Here is a 14,115-nt window from a genome sequence, read left to right as displayed (position 1 = left end):
GCGGTTCCTCGCCCCGGCCACCGCCCGGGCGAGGAGCCGGCTCAGCGAGAGCGGGTGTGCCCGAGGACGCCGATGGGGACGACCATCGGCGTCCCCGCGACGGGGTCGGCGATGACCTTGGCCTCCAGCTCGAAGACCTTCTCCAGCATGGCCTCGGTGACCACCTCGTGCGGCGTACCCGCGGCGATCACCCGGCCGTCGCGCATGGCGATCAGCCGGTCGGCGTGACGGGCCGCCAGGTTGAGATCGTGCAGCACCATCACGACCGTACGGCCGGCCTCGTCGCGCAGGCGCGTGACCAGGTTCAGCACGTCGATCTGGTGAGCCAGGTCCAGGAAGGTCGTCGGCTCGTCCAACAGGAGCAGGCCGGTGCCCTGGGCCAGCGCCATGGAGATCCACGCCCGCTGGCGCTGGCCGCCCGACAGCTCGTCCAGGGGACGCTCGGCGAGGTCGAGCAGGCCGGTCATCCGCAGGGCCTCCTCGACCGCCGACTCGTCGTCCTCGGACCACTGGCGGTACCACGCCTGGTGCGGATGGCGTCCCCTGGCCACGAGGTCGGCCACGGTGAGCCCCTCGGGCGCGGCCGGGGCCTGGGGCAGCAGGCCGAGGACCCTCGCCACCTCCTTGCTCGGCGTCCGGTCGATACGCCTGCCGTCCAGCAGCACATGCCCGGACACCGGCCTGAGCAGGCGGCCGAGCGCCCGCAGCAGCGTGGACTTGCCGCAGCCGTTGGGACCGATGATCGTGGTCACCGTGCCGGTCTCGATGCCGAGGTCGAGCCCGTCCACGATCAGCCGATCGCCGTAGCCGAGCTTGAGATCGACGGCCTGGAGCCTCATATGCCACCCTTGGTGCGCCGCGCGCGGACGAGAAGGTAGATCAGGTACGGGGCGCCGAGCACCGCCGTGACCACCCCGACGGGCAGCTCGACCGGGGTCAGCGTCCTCGCCACCAGATCGGCCCCGGTGACCAGCACGGCCCCTGTGACGGCCGAGACGACCAGCGGCGGCTGGGCGACCCCCGCGAGCCGCAGGGCGATCTGCGGGGACGCCAGGGCGACGAAGGCGATGGGCCCCGCGGCGGCGGTCGCGACGGACGCGAGCAGCACGCCGGCCAGCAGCAGGGACGCCCGGGCGAGGTCGAGCCGCACGCCGAGCCCCCGCACGGTGTCGTCGCCCAGCCGCAGCGCGCCGAGCACGCGGGTGCCGAGCAGGGTCACGGGGACGAGCACGGCCAGCGCGGCCGCCACCGGCACCACGTGCTCGAATCCCCTGGCGTGCAGGGAGCCGCTGATCCACACCATGGCCCGGGTGGCGTCGTTGACGTCCCCCGCCGTGAGCAGCCAGTACTTCAGGTTGGTGAATACCGCGACGATCCCGACGCCCACCAGCACGAGGCGGTAGCCGTCCAGCCCCCGGCGCCACGCGAGCCCGTACACGAGCAGCGCGCCGGCGAGGCCGCCGACCAGGGCCGCCACCGGGATCCCGACCGACGCCAGGGTGCCGCTCGCGCCGCCGTAGGCGGCTCCACCCGCCACGGTGAGCGCCACGACGGTCACGCTGGCCCCGGAGGTGACGCCCAGGATGTCGGGGCTGGCCAGCGGGTTGCGGGCGATGGCCTGGGTGATCGCTCCTGAGATGCCGAGGGCGGCGCCCACCAGGGCCCCGGTCAGGGCCCGGGGCAGGCGGAGCTCCATGATCACGAGGCGGCCGCCTCCCGTGCCGCCGCCGAGGACCGTGCGCACGACCTCGGCCAGGTCCATGGGGATGTCGCCCAGACGGAGGTTCAGGGCGATCAGCAGGAGCAGCAGCGCGAAGCCCGTCACGGTGACGACGAGCCCTCGGGGGCGCAGCAGCCACGAGGCCCGGCCGATCCGCAGGGGCCGCTGGTGCGCGAGCCGGACGGATCCGTGCTCCCTCGTGGCGGTCACCGGCCTCGCGGCGGTCACAGCCGCACCGGCCTCGTGCGGCGGACGAGCGCGACGAAGAAGGGCGCGCCGAGCAGGGCCAGCACGACCCCGACCTCCAGCTCGCCTGGACGCGCCACGACCCGCCCGATGACGTCCGCGAGCAGCAGCAGTGCGGCCCCGGCGAGCCCGGAGTACGGCAGGAGCCTGCGGTGGTCGGGCCCCGAGAGCGCGCGGGCCAGGTGGGGAACGATCAGGCCGACGAAGGCCAGCGCCCCGCAGGCCGCCACGGCGGCGCCGGTGAGCAGGGTGATCGCGGCGATGCCGGCGGCCCTGGTCAGGGCGATGTTCTGGCCGAGGGCCCGCGCGACGTCCTCGCCGAGGGCCAGGGCGTTGAGGCCGGGCGCGTTGGCCATGGCGAGCACCAGTCCAGCGACGACGAAGGGCAGGACCTGCCCGGCCACCGCGGCGTCCCGCCCGGCGATCGACCCGACCTGCCAGAACCGGAACATGTCCATGGCCTGCTGGTCGAGCAGGACGATCGTGGACGTGAGCGCGTACAGGAACGCGCTGACGGCGGTGCCGGCCAGGGCCAGGGTGACCGGGGACGGCCCGCCGCGGCCTCCGGCCAGCCCGATGGCGAACACCGCGGCGCTGGCGATCAGGGCGCCGGCGAGGCCGAACCAGATGTGGCCGTAGACGCCGCTCAGCCGGAAGACCACGATGCTGAGCACCATCGCGAACGCCGCCCCCTGGGTGACGCCGAGCAGCCCGGGGTCGGCCAGGGGGTTGCGGGTGTGTCCCTGCATCAGCGCGCCCGCGACGCCCAGCGCCAGCCCGGCGAGCAGCCCGAGCGCCGTACGGGGGACGCGGAGGCTCCGCACGATGACGTCGCTCTCCTGCCCGGACGGGCTCCACAGGGCCTGCCAGACGTCGCCGGGGGAGACCGGCTTCGCCCCGATCGTGACGCTGAGGACGACCGAGGCCAGCACCGCCAGGGCGAGCCCGATCAGGACGAGGACCGGGCGGGCACGGAGGTCACGCGGGCGCTCCACGGCCACCGCCGCCATGACCACCCCTTTGCCGTGTCCTGTCTTTGCTGAATCGTCCCGAGTATGTCAGGTTAGGGCTGCCTAAGCTAATTTAGGCAACCCTTACTATTTCTGGAGGACTTCTATGCGAGCGCTGAGCGCCCTGGGTGTGGCCGCCGCTGTACTGATCGGCCTGGCGGGATGCGGGTCCGCGGACCCGGTGGCCACGGAGGGCGCAGGCAAGGCGCCCGCGAGCGCCGGCGCCTTCCCTGTCGTGGTCGAGCACGCGATGGGGAAGACCACGGTCCCCGCCCAGCCCAAGCGGGTGGTGGCGCTCGACCAGAGCTTCGTCGACGCCGTGCTGGCCTTGGACACCGAGGTCGTCGGCTTCACGACCTACCGGGCGCTCACCGAGAAGCTCCCTGACTACCTCGGGGCGAGCGCCGCGCAGTACGGCAAGGACGCCCAGGTGGTGGGCACGCTGGAGGCGCCCAGCCTGGAGAAGATCATCGCGCTCAAGCCGGACCTGATCGTCTCCGCCAAGGTCCGCCACGAGGCCCTGTACGACAAGCTGTCCCAGATCGCCCCGACCGTGTTCAGCGAGACCACCGGGGCCCTGTGGAAGGAGAACCTGCGGCTGATGGGCAGGGCGCTCGGCAAGGACGACCTGGCCGAGCAGAAGATCACGGCGTACGAGCAGCGGGCGGCCAAGATCGGCGAGGCGGTCAAGGCCGGGAACGGCGGCACGATGCCGACGGTCACGATCGCGCGCTTCGCCGGCGAGCCCACGGTGCGGCTGTACGTGGAGAACTCCTACTCGGGCATCGTCCTCAAGGACGCGGGCTTCCCCCGCCCGGAGGGCCAGCCGACCACCACGGACACGATCGCCGTGAACATCAGCGAGGAGCGGATCGCCGACCTCGACGCCGACCAGATCTTCGTCGCCACCTACCCCGACGACAAGGGCGACGCCCGCAAGATCCAGGCCAAGTTCGAGGCCAACCCGCTGTGGAGCAGGCTGAAGGGCGAGCGGCACGAGGTGGACGACGTCACGTGGATGACCGCCTGCGGGATCCAGGGCGCCCACGTGATCCTCGACGACCTCGCCGCGGCCTTCAAGGTGGACGCCGCCCGCGCCTGATCAGAACGTGAGGAAGGCGCGGAGCTCGCCGAGCGAGGGTTCGATGTCGATGCCCCGCTCGGCGAGCCAGCCGTCGTCGCCGTACGTGCAGCGGTAGCGCTCGCCGCCGTCGCAGATCAGGGTCACCACGCTGCCCCGCTCGCCGTTCTCGCGCATCTCCCTGATGAGCTGGACGGCCGCGGCGACGTTCGTCCCGGTGGAGCCGCCGACGTCGCGCCCGGTGACCTCGCGGACCCACCGCATCGCGGCGATCGAGTCGGCGTCCGGCACCTGGATCATGCGGTCGATCACCGTGGGCAGGAACGAGGGCTCCACCCGGGGGCGGCCGATGCCCTCGATGCGGGAGCCGGAGGCGGTCATGCCGGCGTCGCCCTCGGTCCACGACGGGTAGAACGCCGACCCGTCCGGGTCGACCACGGCGAGGCGCGTCTGGTGGCGGCGGTAGCGGATGTAGCGGCCGATCGTGGCGGACGTGCCGCCCGTGCCCGCGCCCACGACGATCCACGCCGGTTCCGGATGCCGCTCCAGGGACATCTGCTGGTAGATGCTCTCGGCGATGTTGTTGTTGCCCCGCCAGTCCGTGGCCCGCTCGGCGTAGGTGAACTGGTCCATGAAGTGGCCGCCGGTCTCCTCGGCCAGCCGGCGGGACTCCTCGTAGATCGCCCCAGGCTCGTCGACGAGCCGGCACTTGCCGCCGTAGAACTCGATGAGCGCGATCTTCTCGGGGGACGTTGACGCGGGCATCACCGCGACGAACGGCAGGCCGAGCATGCGGGAGAAGTACGCCTCGCTGACCGCCGTGGAGCCGCTCGAGGCCTCGATGACGGTCGTGGAGGGGCCGATCCAGCCGTTGGCCAGGCCGTACAGGAACAGCGACCGGGCCAGGCGGTGCTTGAGCGACCCGGTGGGGTGCACCGACTCGTCCTTGAGGTAGAGCTCGATGCCCCAGCTCGGCGGGAGCGGGAAAATGTGCAGGTGGGTGTCGCAGCTGCGGTTGGCGTCCGCCTCCACCGTGCGGATGGCCTCGGACACCCACGCACGCGTTGCCGGATCATGCCTGTCCACGTACTTCATGGCTCTACGCTATCGGGTGCCCGATCTATGTGACCCTTACCACACTTTTTCACCTTATGGGTGTTATCTGTTACTATAATGAAACTTGTCCGGCCTCGGGTGTGAAGTCGCCACCCCGGGCCAATCGCTTCAAGACCCTCCTGACCAGCTAATACCCTTAACGTCACCCTTATAGGTGAACCGTGAGCATGTGATCAGCCGTCAGATGGAGTAAAGCGGTTACCGGGCCTGCATGGGTTCATGCCGGATGGGTAACGGGGGACAGCAGGCATGAGGGGGATGAGATGATCTCGATGACCGAACAGCAGCGGCAGGCATGGTTCGAGCGCGACGTCATGCCCGTGACGAACCAGCTCTACGCGTCCGCCATGCGCCTCACCCGCAACACCGCTGACGCAGAGGACCTGGTGCAGGAGACCGTCGCGAAGGCGTACACGTCGTACCACCAGTTCCGCCCCGGTACGAACCTCAAGGCGTGGCTGCACCGCATCCTGACCAACAACTTCATCAACGACTACCGCAAGCAGCAGCGGTCGCCGAAGTTGTCGGCCGCCGAGGACATCGAGGATTGGCAGCTCGCGGCGGCCGAGTCGCACATGTCGACGGGCCTGCGGTCCGCCGAGACCGAGGCGCTGGAACAGCTTCCCGACACGGTCGTGATGAACGCCCTGCGGTCGCTGCCCGAGGATTTCAAGGTCGCGGTCTACCTCGCCGACATCGAGGGGTTCGCGTACAAGGAGATCGCCGAGCGCATGGGCACGCCCATCGGCACCGTGATGTCCCGCCTGCACCGTGGCCGGCGCCAGCTCAGGACCATGCTGGAGGGCTACGCCCACGAGGAGGGCGCCCTGCGCCCGTCCCCCCAGTTCCAGGCGGCCTGACACCGGCGAACAGTTCAGAAAGAGGCCGGTACGGCGTGCGCCGTACCGGCCTTTTTCATGCCTGGGCACAGCCGAGATCGATCTCACATAGACGTACCCCTCACCCTGTCCTACGGTGCTCGCCATGACGACACGGAGATTGATCTCAAGCGGTTCCACCTTCGAGGAAGAGGTCGGTTACTCGCGCGCGGTGGTCGACGGCGACTGGGTGCACGTATCCGGAACCACCGGGTTCGACTACCGGTCCATGACGATCTCCGGCGACATCGTGGAGCAGGCCGAGCAGTGCTTGAGGAACATCGAGGCCGCGCTGCAAGAGGCGGGATGCTCCTTCGCGGACGTGGTCCGCGTACGGTACATGTTGCCTGATCCGGCCGATTTCGAGCCGTGCTGGCCGGTGCTGCATCGGTACCTGGGAAATGTGCGCCCGGCCGCCACGATGCTGGTCTGCGGCCTGTCGGATCCCCGGATGCGCATCGAGATCGAGGTCACGGCGCACCGCGCCCCGGAGGCCTGAGGCGGCGCCGGAGCGCGGCCCGCGCCGCGCTCCGGGGCCTCAGGCCTCTACGCGGAGGCGATGAGGGCGACGGCGCCGAGGGCCAGCCCGACGCCCGCCGCCTGCACCGCGTTCAGGCGCTCCCCGAGGACGTACCGCGCGAGCAGCAGCGTGCTCGCGGGATACAGCGACACGAGCACCGCGACCAGGGCGAGCAGCCCGCGCTGGGCCGCCAGCAGGTAGAGCACGTTGGCCGCCATGTCGAGGACCCCGGCGGCGACGATCGTGGGCAGGGAGCCCTTGCCGGGCCGGAGCGTACGCCCGGTCGACAGGGCCAGCAGGGCGACCACGATCACCGAGGCGAGGCGGGCGCCGAACAGCGGCCACATGCCGGTGTCCTCCGGCACCTGCTTGAGCAGGATGAAGAACCCGCCGAAACCGGCGCCCGAGGCCAGGGACTGCAGGATCGGGACGAGCGTCGCCCGCCCCCCGGAGCCTCCCGAGTCGCGGCTGACGAGGATCACGGCGGCCAGCGCGACCCCCACCCCGCCCAGCGCGAGGGGTGCGGGCCGCTCGCCCATCAGCAGGCCGGCCAGCACGGGCAGCGCCATCGACATGGCGGCGGTCGTGGGCGCCACCACGGACATCACGCCGCCGGCGAGCGCACGGTAGAACATGATGACGGCGAGCCCGCCGGACAGGCCGGCCGCCATGCCCCAGGCGAGCGCGCCGATGCTCGGCGCGCCGGGCAGCAGGGGCAGCAGCGGGAGCACGAACAGCAGGCCGGTGATCTGGGTCAGCATGACCACGGCGAGCACTCGGGAGCGCCGGGTGGCGAGGCCGCCGAAGAAGTCCGCCGTGCCGTAGATCACGGCGCAGGTGGTCGCCAGCAACACCGCCGTCATTCCCGCTCACCCCCAACAGATTGCACTGATAGAGCAATATATTGGGATAATCCATTGCACACAAATGTCACTACACTGCACTCATGCCGGACCCGGAGACCATCACGGCGGCGATCGCCAACAACGTCCGCGCCCAGCGCGCCCACCGAGGGCTGACCCTCGACGCGCTCGCTGCCCGGTCGGGGGTGAGCCGGGGGATGCTCGTCCAGATCGAGCAGTGCCGCACCAACCCGAGTGTGACCACGCTGACGCGCATCGCGGACGCCCTCGGGGTGACGGTCGCCCGGCTGGTCGAGGTCTCCGACACGCCGGTCGTCCGGGTCGTCCACGCCTCGGACGTCGTCACCCTGTGGCGCAGTGACAAGGGAGGCTCGGCCCGGCTCCTGGTCGGATCGGACGCCCCCGCGATCCTGGAGCTGTGGGACTGGACCCTGGCGCCGGGGGAGTACCACGACGGCGACGCCCATCCGGCGGGCACGCGCGAGATGCTGACCGTCATCGACGGCGAGCTCACCCTCTCGGTGTACGGCCGTGACCACGTCGTCGGGCGGGACGAGGCCGTGCTCTTCAGCGCCGACCGGCCGCATCGCTACGCCAACGAGGGGGAGGGCGACCTCCGCTTCATCATGGTCGTCACCGAGCCGAGAGAGACCCTCGACCAGTAGCACGACCAGATGTGCGCAAGTGATTTCTCACGGTCACATCACGTCTCGCTCACGGTGGTGCAAAGCTCTGTCCAATGGGGGTACATCATCGGTGTGTATGCGCTGAAGGCTTACCGCTCTGGCCGGCCGGAAGTCGCCGGGAGGTGGTCAGGTGACTGACTCCCGCGCGGCGATGGCGAAACTCCGCGCGGAACTCGTCGGCCTGGGGGTGACGGACGCATACGAAGTGTGCGAAGACGCCATCCTTTCTGTCTGGATCGGGCTGGTCGTCACGTTTCGTGATGGCTTTTACCGTTGGCAGGAGGGTGTGGTGAAACGTCGCCATCTGGGTACAGATCCGGTCGGATGCGCCATTCGTGTGGCGCGTCGTCACGCGGAGTTGCAGGCCGACGCTCCTCCCTGGTGGGACGAGCTGGCCAAGACCCTGCGAGGGGAAGCGGCCGAGAACTACCCGTGACCCCTGCCGCTGTTCGGGGGGAGGGTGCGGGTGGCTGTGTTTCGTGTCGGAGTCCTGTGGCTGTCGCTCCCGCTCACGCTCTCGATGGTCCTCGGACTGTCGGGATGCGGAGAGGTGGTGGCGCCCGTCCAGCAGGGCCGTAAGGATGACGTCGTCCGGGTGCGGAAGTCCGCGCCCGTCCGCCTGGCGGTGGACCCCGCGCTCCTGGCCGCGCGGGTGATCGCCCAGCAGCCGGGATGGCCGGGCACCCGGCCGATCGTGGCGCCGCCTCAACGTTCCATACCGTGCGGGCAGGTCAAGTGCGTGGCGCTGACGTTCGACGACGGCCCGTTCGACTACACCGGCAGGGTGCTCGACGTCCTCGCGGAGTACCACGCCAAGGCGACGTTCTTCGTGGTCGGGCAGATGGTGAACGCCCAGACCAGGTCCTACCTGCGCCGCATGGTCTCCGAGGGGCACGAGCTGGGCAACCACTCCTGGGACCACCCGTCGCTCACCTCGCTGTCCCACGACGCGCTGCGCGACCAGCTTGAGCGCACCCAGCAGCTCGTCAAGGACACCACCGGGGCCACGATGCGGCTGCTGCGTCCGCCGTACGGCTCGACGAACGCCACGGTGGCGGAGGAGGCCGCCCGCGAGGGGCTGGCGCAGATCCTCTGGGACCTCGACACACTCGACTGGCGCGACAGGAACAGCGCCCTGGTCGTCCAGCGGGCCTCGGTGGCCAGGCCGGGCTCGATCGTCCTGATGCACGACATCCACAGGACCACGGCCGAGGCCGTGCCGAACCTGCTGCGGGAGCTCACGGCCAAGGGCTACACCTTCGTGACCGTGTCCGAGCTGTACGGGGCCCGGGGCCTCACCCCGGGCAGGAGCTACACGGGTGAGGCGGGCGAGCCGGAGCTGGAGAAGAAGCGCCGCTGAGCAGGCACGGCCCGCGTCTCCCCGGACGCGAGCCGTACGGACCGCCGACTCAGACGAGCAGCAGCACGATCGCGGCGAACGCCGTCCACGCGATCACAAGGGCCAGCGTCAGCCGGCCGGGAACCATCTGCATGGCAATTCCCCCTCTCCGGATGGATCGTCACATCCGGGAGTGGGAGGCGGCTTGAACCTGACTTGCCGCCGCCCGCCAAGTGGGGCGGGCGGCGACTTCGGAACGCCGGAACGTTCAGCTGCCGCGCTTGGCGCGGGCGGCGGAGCGGCCGCGGATGGCGGCGTCGAGCACGACCTTGCGGATGCGGACGGTCTCCGGGGTGATCTCCACGCACTCGTCCTCGCGGCAGAACTCCAGCGCCTGCTCCAGCGAGAGCGAGCGCGGCGGGATGAGCTTCTCGGTCTCATCACTGGTGGAGGAGCGCATGTTGGTGAGCTTCTTCTCCTTGGTGATGTTGACGTCCATGTCGTCGGAGCGGGAGTTCTCCCCGACGATCATGCCCTCGTAGACCTCGGTGGTCGGCGAGATGAACAGCGTGCCGCGCTCCTGGAGGTTCATCATGGCGAAGGCGGTGACCACGCCGGCCCGGTCGGCCACCAGCGAGCCGTTGTTGCGGGTGCGCAGCTCGCCGAACCACGGCTCGTACGCCTCGAAGACGTGGTGCACCAGGCCCGTGCCGCGCGTCTCGGTGAGGAACTCGGTGCGGAAGCCGATGAGGCCGCGGGCCGGGACCACGAACTCCATGCGGATCCAGCCGGTGCCGTGGTTGGTCATGTGCTCCATGCGGCCCTTGCGGACCGCCAGAAGCTGGGTGATCGCGCCGAGGTACTCCTCGGGGGCGTCGACCGTGAGCCGCTCGACCGGCTCGTGCAGCTTGCCGTCGATGGTCTTGGTGACGACCTGCGGCTTGCCGACGGTCAGCTCGTAGCCCTCGCGGCGCATCTGCTCGACCAGGATGGCGAGCGCCAGCTCGCCACGGCCCTGGACCTCCCAGGAGTCGGGACGGTCGGTCGGGAGCACGCGCAGCGAGACGTTGCCGACGAGCTCCTTGTCGAGGCGGTCCTTGACCATGCGGGCGGTGACCTTTGAGCCCTTGACCTTGCCCACCAGCGGGCTGGTGTTGGTGCCGATGGTCATCGAGATCGCCGGCTCGTCGACCGTGATGAGCGGCAGCGGGCGCGGGTCGTCGGGGTCGGCCAGCGTCTCGCCGATCATGATGTCGGGGATGCCGGCGATGGCGATGATGTCGCCGGGCCCGGCCTGCTCGGCCGGCTTGCGCTCCAGCGCGTCGGTCATCAGCAGCTCGCTGATCTTGACCCGCTGGATGGTGCCGTCGGTGCGGCACCAGGCGACCTGCTGGCCCTTCTTGATCGTGCCCTGGTGGACGCGGCACAGCGCGATGCGGCCGAGGTAGCTGGAGGCGTCCAGGTTGGTGACGTGGGCCTGGAGCGTCGCGGACGGGTCGTACACCGGCGCGGGGATGGTCTTGGTGATCGTCTCGAACAGCGGCTCGAGGTCCTCGGAGTCGGGCATGCCGCCGTCCTCGGGACGGTTCAGGCTGGCGCGGCCCGCCTTGGCGGAGGCGTAGACGATCGGGAAGTCGATCTGCTCCTCGGTGGCGTCGAGATCCATGAAGAGCTCGTACACCTCGTCGACGACTTCCTTGATGCGGGCGTCGGGGCGGTCGACCTTGTTGATGCACAGGATGACCGGCATCTTGGCGGCGAAGGCCTTGCGAAGGACGAACCGGGTCTGCGGCAGCGGGCCCTCGGAGGCGTCGACGAGCAGCACGACGCCGTCGACCATGGACAGGCCGCGCTCGACCTCGCCGCCGAAGTCGGCGTGGCCCGGGGTGTCGATGATGTTGAGGGTCATGCCGCCGTGCTTGACCGCGGTGTTCTTGGCGAGAATGGTGATGCCCTTCTCGCGCTCCAGGTCGTTGGAGTCCATGACTCGCTCGTCGACGTCCTGGTTGGCGCGGAACGCCCCGGACTGCCAGAGCATGGCGTCCACGAGCGTGGTCTTGCCATGGTCGACGTGCGCGATGATCGCGATGTTCCGCAGGTCGTCGCGGCTGTTCAAAGGCATGATGGAGTCTCGCTCAAGGTCGTGGAGGCCGGCCGCGGACACTGCGGCCTCCATCATTTTAGTTGATCGCTGTTACCACCACGTGCCGGGCCTGCGCAAAGAGGGGCAATTCCGACAGATTTCACAGGTTTGTGGCCCGCCCGTCGAACCCGGTATGACCAGGCCTGGGACGCGGAAGCGGAAGATCACGGGCCCTGCCACAGATGGTCAAGGAATGCGCACTTTGGACTAACACCGCCATGCCCGGGCAGACATGCCAGCATGGTGGACGAAGGACTGACGCGACTCGCCGCCTCCGCACGCCGCGCCGCCGAGCCGTTCGGCCCGTTCCCGTGCAGGCGGCACATGGGACACCGCTGCCGGCTCGTCGTATGGGCACTCGTGCTCGGCGCCTTCGTGACCGGATGCGTCACGCCGATGGCGGCCAAGGCCGACGCCCCGGCGGCCGCGGCTTCGTGGCGCACCTCGTCGATCTGTGCGGACGCGGCCCCGAATAAGCTCGTTCCATGCCTCTCGCCGCAGCATTCCCCGCGACGCTGATCACGAAGGACGGTGTGCGGATCGACGCGGCGCACACCCCCTCGCGAGGCGACGCCGATCTCGGCATCGTCATCGCCCACGGGTTCACCGGCTCCTGGCGTGAGGGGACGACGCGGCGCATCGCGCACGTGCTGAGCGGCTTCGGCGGCGTCGTGGCGTTCGACTTCCGCGGCCACGGCCGGTCGGGAGGCCTTTCCACGGTCGGGGACGCCGAGGTCCTCGACCTCGACGCGGCCGTGCGGCACGCCCGATCCGTCGGTTATGCCCGCCTGGCCACCGTCGGCTTCTCGATGGGCGCCGCGGTTGCCTTGCGCCAAGCGGCGCTGTACGGGGGGACGGACGCGGTGGTGGCCGTGAGCGGCCCCGCCCGCTGGTACTACCGGGGCACCCGGCCGATGCGGCAGGTCCACTGGGCCATCGAGAGGGCGTCCGGGCGCCTGGCGGCGCGGCTGGCCAAGCGCACCCGCATCCAGTCGGGCAAGTGGGACCCTGTGCCGCTCGCGCCGTACGAGGCGGTCGAGCGCATCTCGCCCACGCCGCTGCTGATCGTCCACGGCGACGCCGACACGTTCTTCCCCCTGGAGCACGCCCACCAGCTCTTCGACGCCGCCCGGGAGCCGAAGGAGCTGTGGATCGAGCCGGGCTACGGCCACGCGGAGTCCTCCGCCACTCCGGGCCTCATCAGGCGCGTCGGCACGTGGGTCTCCCACGCGACGGCGGGCGGCGGCCGCGACGAGGGCCCCCGGCCTGCGGGGACGCCCGCCGCCGGTTAACCGCCCTTTCCTGGGGCATCGGTTCCGGACATCGTCACCATTTTCCGGGCACAGGGGGTGGACCAGTGATCCTGGTCATCAACGCGGGGTCGTCGTCGGTGAAGTACCAGCTCATCGACCTCGACGGGCCCACCCGGCCCAAGCGGGGCAAGATCGAGCGCATCGGCGAGCCCGGGTCGGACGTCCCCGACCACGAGGCGGCCCTCATGCGCGTGGCGGACGAGGTGTCGATGGACTCCGCCGGCCTGACCGCGATCGGTCACCGGGTCGTCCACGGCGGGCCCTCGTTCACCGGGCCCGCCCTGATCGACGACGACGTGGTGAAGCAGATCGAAGAGGCCGTCCCGCTGGCCCCGCTCCACAACCCGTCGAACCTCGCGGGCATAGAGGTGACGCGCCGGCTCCGGCCCGACCTGCCGCAGGTCGCGGTCTTCGACACCGCGTTCCACAGCACGATCCCGCCGGCCGCCCGCACGTACGCCATCGACCGCGAGGTGGCCGAGCGCTTCGGCGTGCGCCGGTACGGGTTCCACGGCACCTCCACCGCCTACGTCTCGCGCGCGGCGGCGGCCCTCGTGGGCAAGCCGGACCTCGCCAACGTGATCGTCCTGCACCTCGGCAACGGCGCGAGCGCCTCGGCGATCTCGGCGGGGCGGTGCGTGGACACCTCCATGGGCATGACGCCGCTGGAGGGCCTGGTCATGGGCACCCGTTCAGGCGACCTGGACCCGGCGATCATCTTCCATCTGATCCGCGGCGGCATGACGCCGGACGAGGTCGAGTCGATGCTGAACCACCGAAGCGGCCTGCTCGGCCTGTGTGGCGACAACGACATGCGGACGGTCATGGAGCGGGTGGAGTCGGGCGACGAGGAGGCCGCCCTGGCCTACAACGTCTACATCCACCGGCTGAGGAAGTACATCGGCGCTTACTGCGCGGTCCTCGGCAAGGTGGACGTGATCGCCTTCACCGGCGGGGTGGGCGAGAACTCCGCCATGGTCAGGCGCAACGCGCTCACGGGCCTCGAACCGATGGGCATCCGGCTGGACCCGTTCCGCAACGTGTCGGTCAGGGAGGCCCGGCTGGTCTCCGCCGACGACTCGGCCGTGGCCGTCGCCGTCGTGCCGACCGACGAGGAGCTGGAGATCGCCAGGGAAACTTCTGCCGTAGTGGCGCGAACTTATTCCGAGTAAATGTCGTCTACCTCCAAAGGAGGTATGA

The 14,115-nt window shown here is 70.2% G+C and carries 14 protein-coding genes; 8 read left to right on the top strand and 6 right to left on the bottom strand.

The window, feature by feature from the left end; translation table 11 throughout:
- Nucleotides 1–41: 41 nt before the first annotated feature.
- Genes OG589_RS29585 through OG589_RS29575 form a run of 3 tightly spaced genes read right to left on the bottom strand, consistent with a single transcriptional unit; the run spans nt 42 to nt 2,976 of the window.
- On the bottom strand, nt 42–839 hold the full coding sequence (locus OG589_RS29585) for an ABC transporter ATP-binding protein (RefSeq protein WP_405141088.1): 798 nt from the start codon (nt 837–839) through the stop codon (nt 42–44).
- A complete protein-coding gene (locus tag OG589_RS29580) occupies nt 836–1,948 on the bottom strand; it encodes a FecCD family ABC transporter permease (protein WP_405141086.1) in 1,113 nt (370 codons plus the stop codon). The genes OG589_RS29585 and OG589_RS29580 overlap by 4 nt, the downstream gene beginning before the upstream one ends.
- On the bottom strand, nt 1,945–2,976 hold the full coding sequence (locus tag OG589_RS29575; RefSeq protein ID WP_405141084.1) for a FecCD family ABC transporter permease: 1,032 nt from the start codon (nt 2,974–2,976) through the stop codon (nt 1,945–1,947). The genes OG589_RS29580 and OG589_RS29575 overlap by 4 nt, the downstream gene beginning before the upstream one ends.
- 106 nt (nt 2,977–3,082) lie before the next feature.
- Here OG589_RS29575 and OG589_RS29570 point away from each other — a divergent pair, with 106 nt between their 5' ends.
- The gene (locus tag OG589_RS29570) at nt 3,083–4,078 is read left to right on the top strand and encodes an ABC transporter substrate-binding protein (protein WP_405141083.1); all 996 of its coding nucleotides are present in this window, start codon (nt 3,083–3,085) and stop codon (nt 4,076–4,078) included.
- Here the strand turns inward: OG589_RS29570 and OG589_RS29565 are convergent, their stop codons facing one another.
- Complete coding sequence (locus tag OG589_RS29565) at nt 4,079–5,152, bottom strand: PLP-dependent cysteine synthase family protein (RefSeq protein WP_405141082.1); 1,074 nt, start codon at nt 5,150–5,152, stop codon at nt 4,079–4,081.
- Between the two features lie 284 nt (nt 5,153–5,436).
- On the opposite strand from OG589_RS29565, the gene OG589_RS29560 reads away from it, so the two are divergent.
- Complete coding sequence (locus OG589_RS29560) at nt 5,437–6,033, top strand: sigma-70 family RNA polymerase sigma factor (protein WP_405141081.1); 597 nt, start codon at nt 5,437–5,439, stop codon at nt 6,031–6,033.
- Between the two features lie 124 nt (nt 6,034–6,157).
- Complete coding sequence (locus OG589_RS29555; RefSeq protein WP_405141080.1) at nt 6,158–6,550, top strand: RidA family protein; 393 nt, start codon at nt 6,158–6,160, stop codon at nt 6,548–6,550.
- A 47-nt stretch (nt 6,551–6,597) separates the two neighbouring features.
- Here OG589_RS29555 and OG589_RS29550 read toward each other — a convergent pair whose 3' ends face one another.
- Nucleotides 6,598–7,434, bottom strand: coding sequence for an EamA family transporter (locus OG589_RS29550; RefSeq protein WP_405141078.1), 837 nt, complete (start codon nt 7,432–7,434; stop codon nt 6,598–6,600).
- Nucleotides 7,435–7,517: 83 nt separating this feature from the next.
- Here OG589_RS29550 and OG589_RS29545 point away from each other — a divergent pair, with 83 nt between their 5' ends.
- The 3 genes from OG589_RS29545 (at nt 7,518) to OG589_RS29535 (ending at nt 9,480) form a co-directional block, all read left to right on the top strand.
- Nucleotides 7,518–8,099 carry a helix-turn-helix domain-containing protein gene (locus OG589_RS29545; RefSeq protein WP_405141077.1) on the top strand — a complete coding sequence of 194 codons (582 nt, stop codon included), beginning with the start codon at nt 7,518–7,520 and terminating at the stop codon, nt 8,097–8,099.
- Between the two features lie 151 nt (nt 8,100–8,250).
- On the top strand, nt 8,251–8,556 hold the full coding sequence (locus OG589_RS29540; protein ID WP_405141075.1) for a hypothetical protein: 306 nt from the start codon (nt 8,251–8,253) through the stop codon (nt 8,554–8,556).
- 30 nt (nt 8,557–8,586) lie between these two features.
- Entirely contained in the window at nt 8,587–9,480 is an 894-nt protein-coding gene (locus OG589_RS29535; protein ID WP_405141074.1) for a polysaccharide deacetylase family protein, read from the top strand.
- Between the two features lie 247 nt (nt 9,481–9,727).
- Here OG589_RS29535 and typA read toward each other — a convergent pair whose 3' ends face one another.
- Nucleotides 9,728–11,581, bottom strand: a complete 1,854-nt coding sequence (gene typA, locus OG589_RS29530; RefSeq protein WP_405141073.1) for a translational GTPase TypA — start codon at nt 11,579–11,581, stop codon at nt 9,728–9,730.
- A gap of 506 nt (nt 11,582–12,087) precedes the next feature.
- On the opposite strand from typA, the gene OG589_RS29525 reads away from it, so the two are divergent.
- On the top strand, nt 12,088–12,894 hold the full coding sequence (locus OG589_RS29525) for an alpha/beta hydrolase (protein ID WP_405141071.1): 807 nt from the start codon (nt 12,088–12,090) through the stop codon (nt 12,892–12,894).
- A 65-nt stretch (nt 12,895–12,959) separates the two neighbouring features.
- Complete coding sequence (locus tag OG589_RS29520; protein WP_405141069.1) at nt 12,960–14,087, top strand: acetate/propionate family kinase; 1,128 nt, start codon at nt 12,960–12,962, stop codon at nt 14,085–14,087.
- The last annotated feature ends 28 nt before the right edge of the window (nt 14,088–14,115 follow it).

The organism is Sphaerisporangium sp. NBC_01403 (assembly GCF_045040145.1).
In the GTDB taxonomy this organism is placed as follows: domain Bacteria; phylum Actinomycetota; class Actinomycetes; order Streptosporangiales; family Streptosporangiaceae; genus Sphaerisporangium; species Sphaerisporangium viridialbum.
Note: the sequence above shows the minus strand (reverse complement) of the source record. Positions and strands in the feature narration are given on the sequence as shown.

What these genes read in the sequence shown, in the direction of transcription:
- OG589_RS29555 (WP_405141080.1), top strand. Translation starts at nt 6,158, where the DNA reads ATGACGACACGGAGATTGATCTCAAGCGGTTCCACCTTCGAGGAAGAG.
- OG589_RS29575 (WP_405141084.1), bottom strand. Translation starts at nt 2,976, where the DNA reads ATGGCGGCGGTGGCCGTGGAGCGCCCGCGTGACCTCCGTGCCCGCCCG.
- OG589_RS29585 (WP_405141088.1), bottom strand. Translation starts at nt 839, where the DNA reads ATGAGGCTCCAGGCCGTCGATCTCAAGCTCGGCTACGGCGATCGGCTG.
- OG589_RS29525 (WP_405141071.1), top strand. Translation starts at nt 12,088, where the DNA reads ATGCCTCTCGCCGCAGCATTCCCCGCGACGCTGATCACGAAGGACGGT.
- OG589_RS29560 (WP_405141081.1), top strand. Translation starts at nt 5,437, where the DNA reads ATGATCTCGATGACCGAACAGCAGCGGCAGGCATGGTTCGAGCGCGAC.
- OG589_RS29550 (WP_405141078.1), bottom strand. Translation starts at nt 7,434, where the DNA reads ATGACGGCGGTGTTGCTGGCGACCACCTGCGCCGTGATCTACGGCACG.
- OG589_RS29570 (WP_405141083.1), top strand. Translation starts at nt 3,083, where the DNA reads ATGCGAGCGCTGAGCGCCCTGGGTGTGGCCGCCGCTGTACTGATCGGC.
- OG589_RS29545 (WP_405141077.1), top strand. Translation starts at nt 7,518, where the DNA reads ATGCCGGACCCGGAGACCATCACGGCGGCGATCGCCAACAACGTCCGC.
- typA (WP_405141073.1), bottom strand. Translation starts at nt 11,581, where the DNA reads ATGCCTTTGAACAGCCGCGACGACCTGCGGAACATCGCGATCATCGCG.
- OG589_RS29565 (WP_405141082.1), bottom strand. Translation starts at nt 5,152, where the DNA reads ATGAAGTACGTGGACAGGCATGATCCGGCAACGCGTGCGTGGGTGTCC.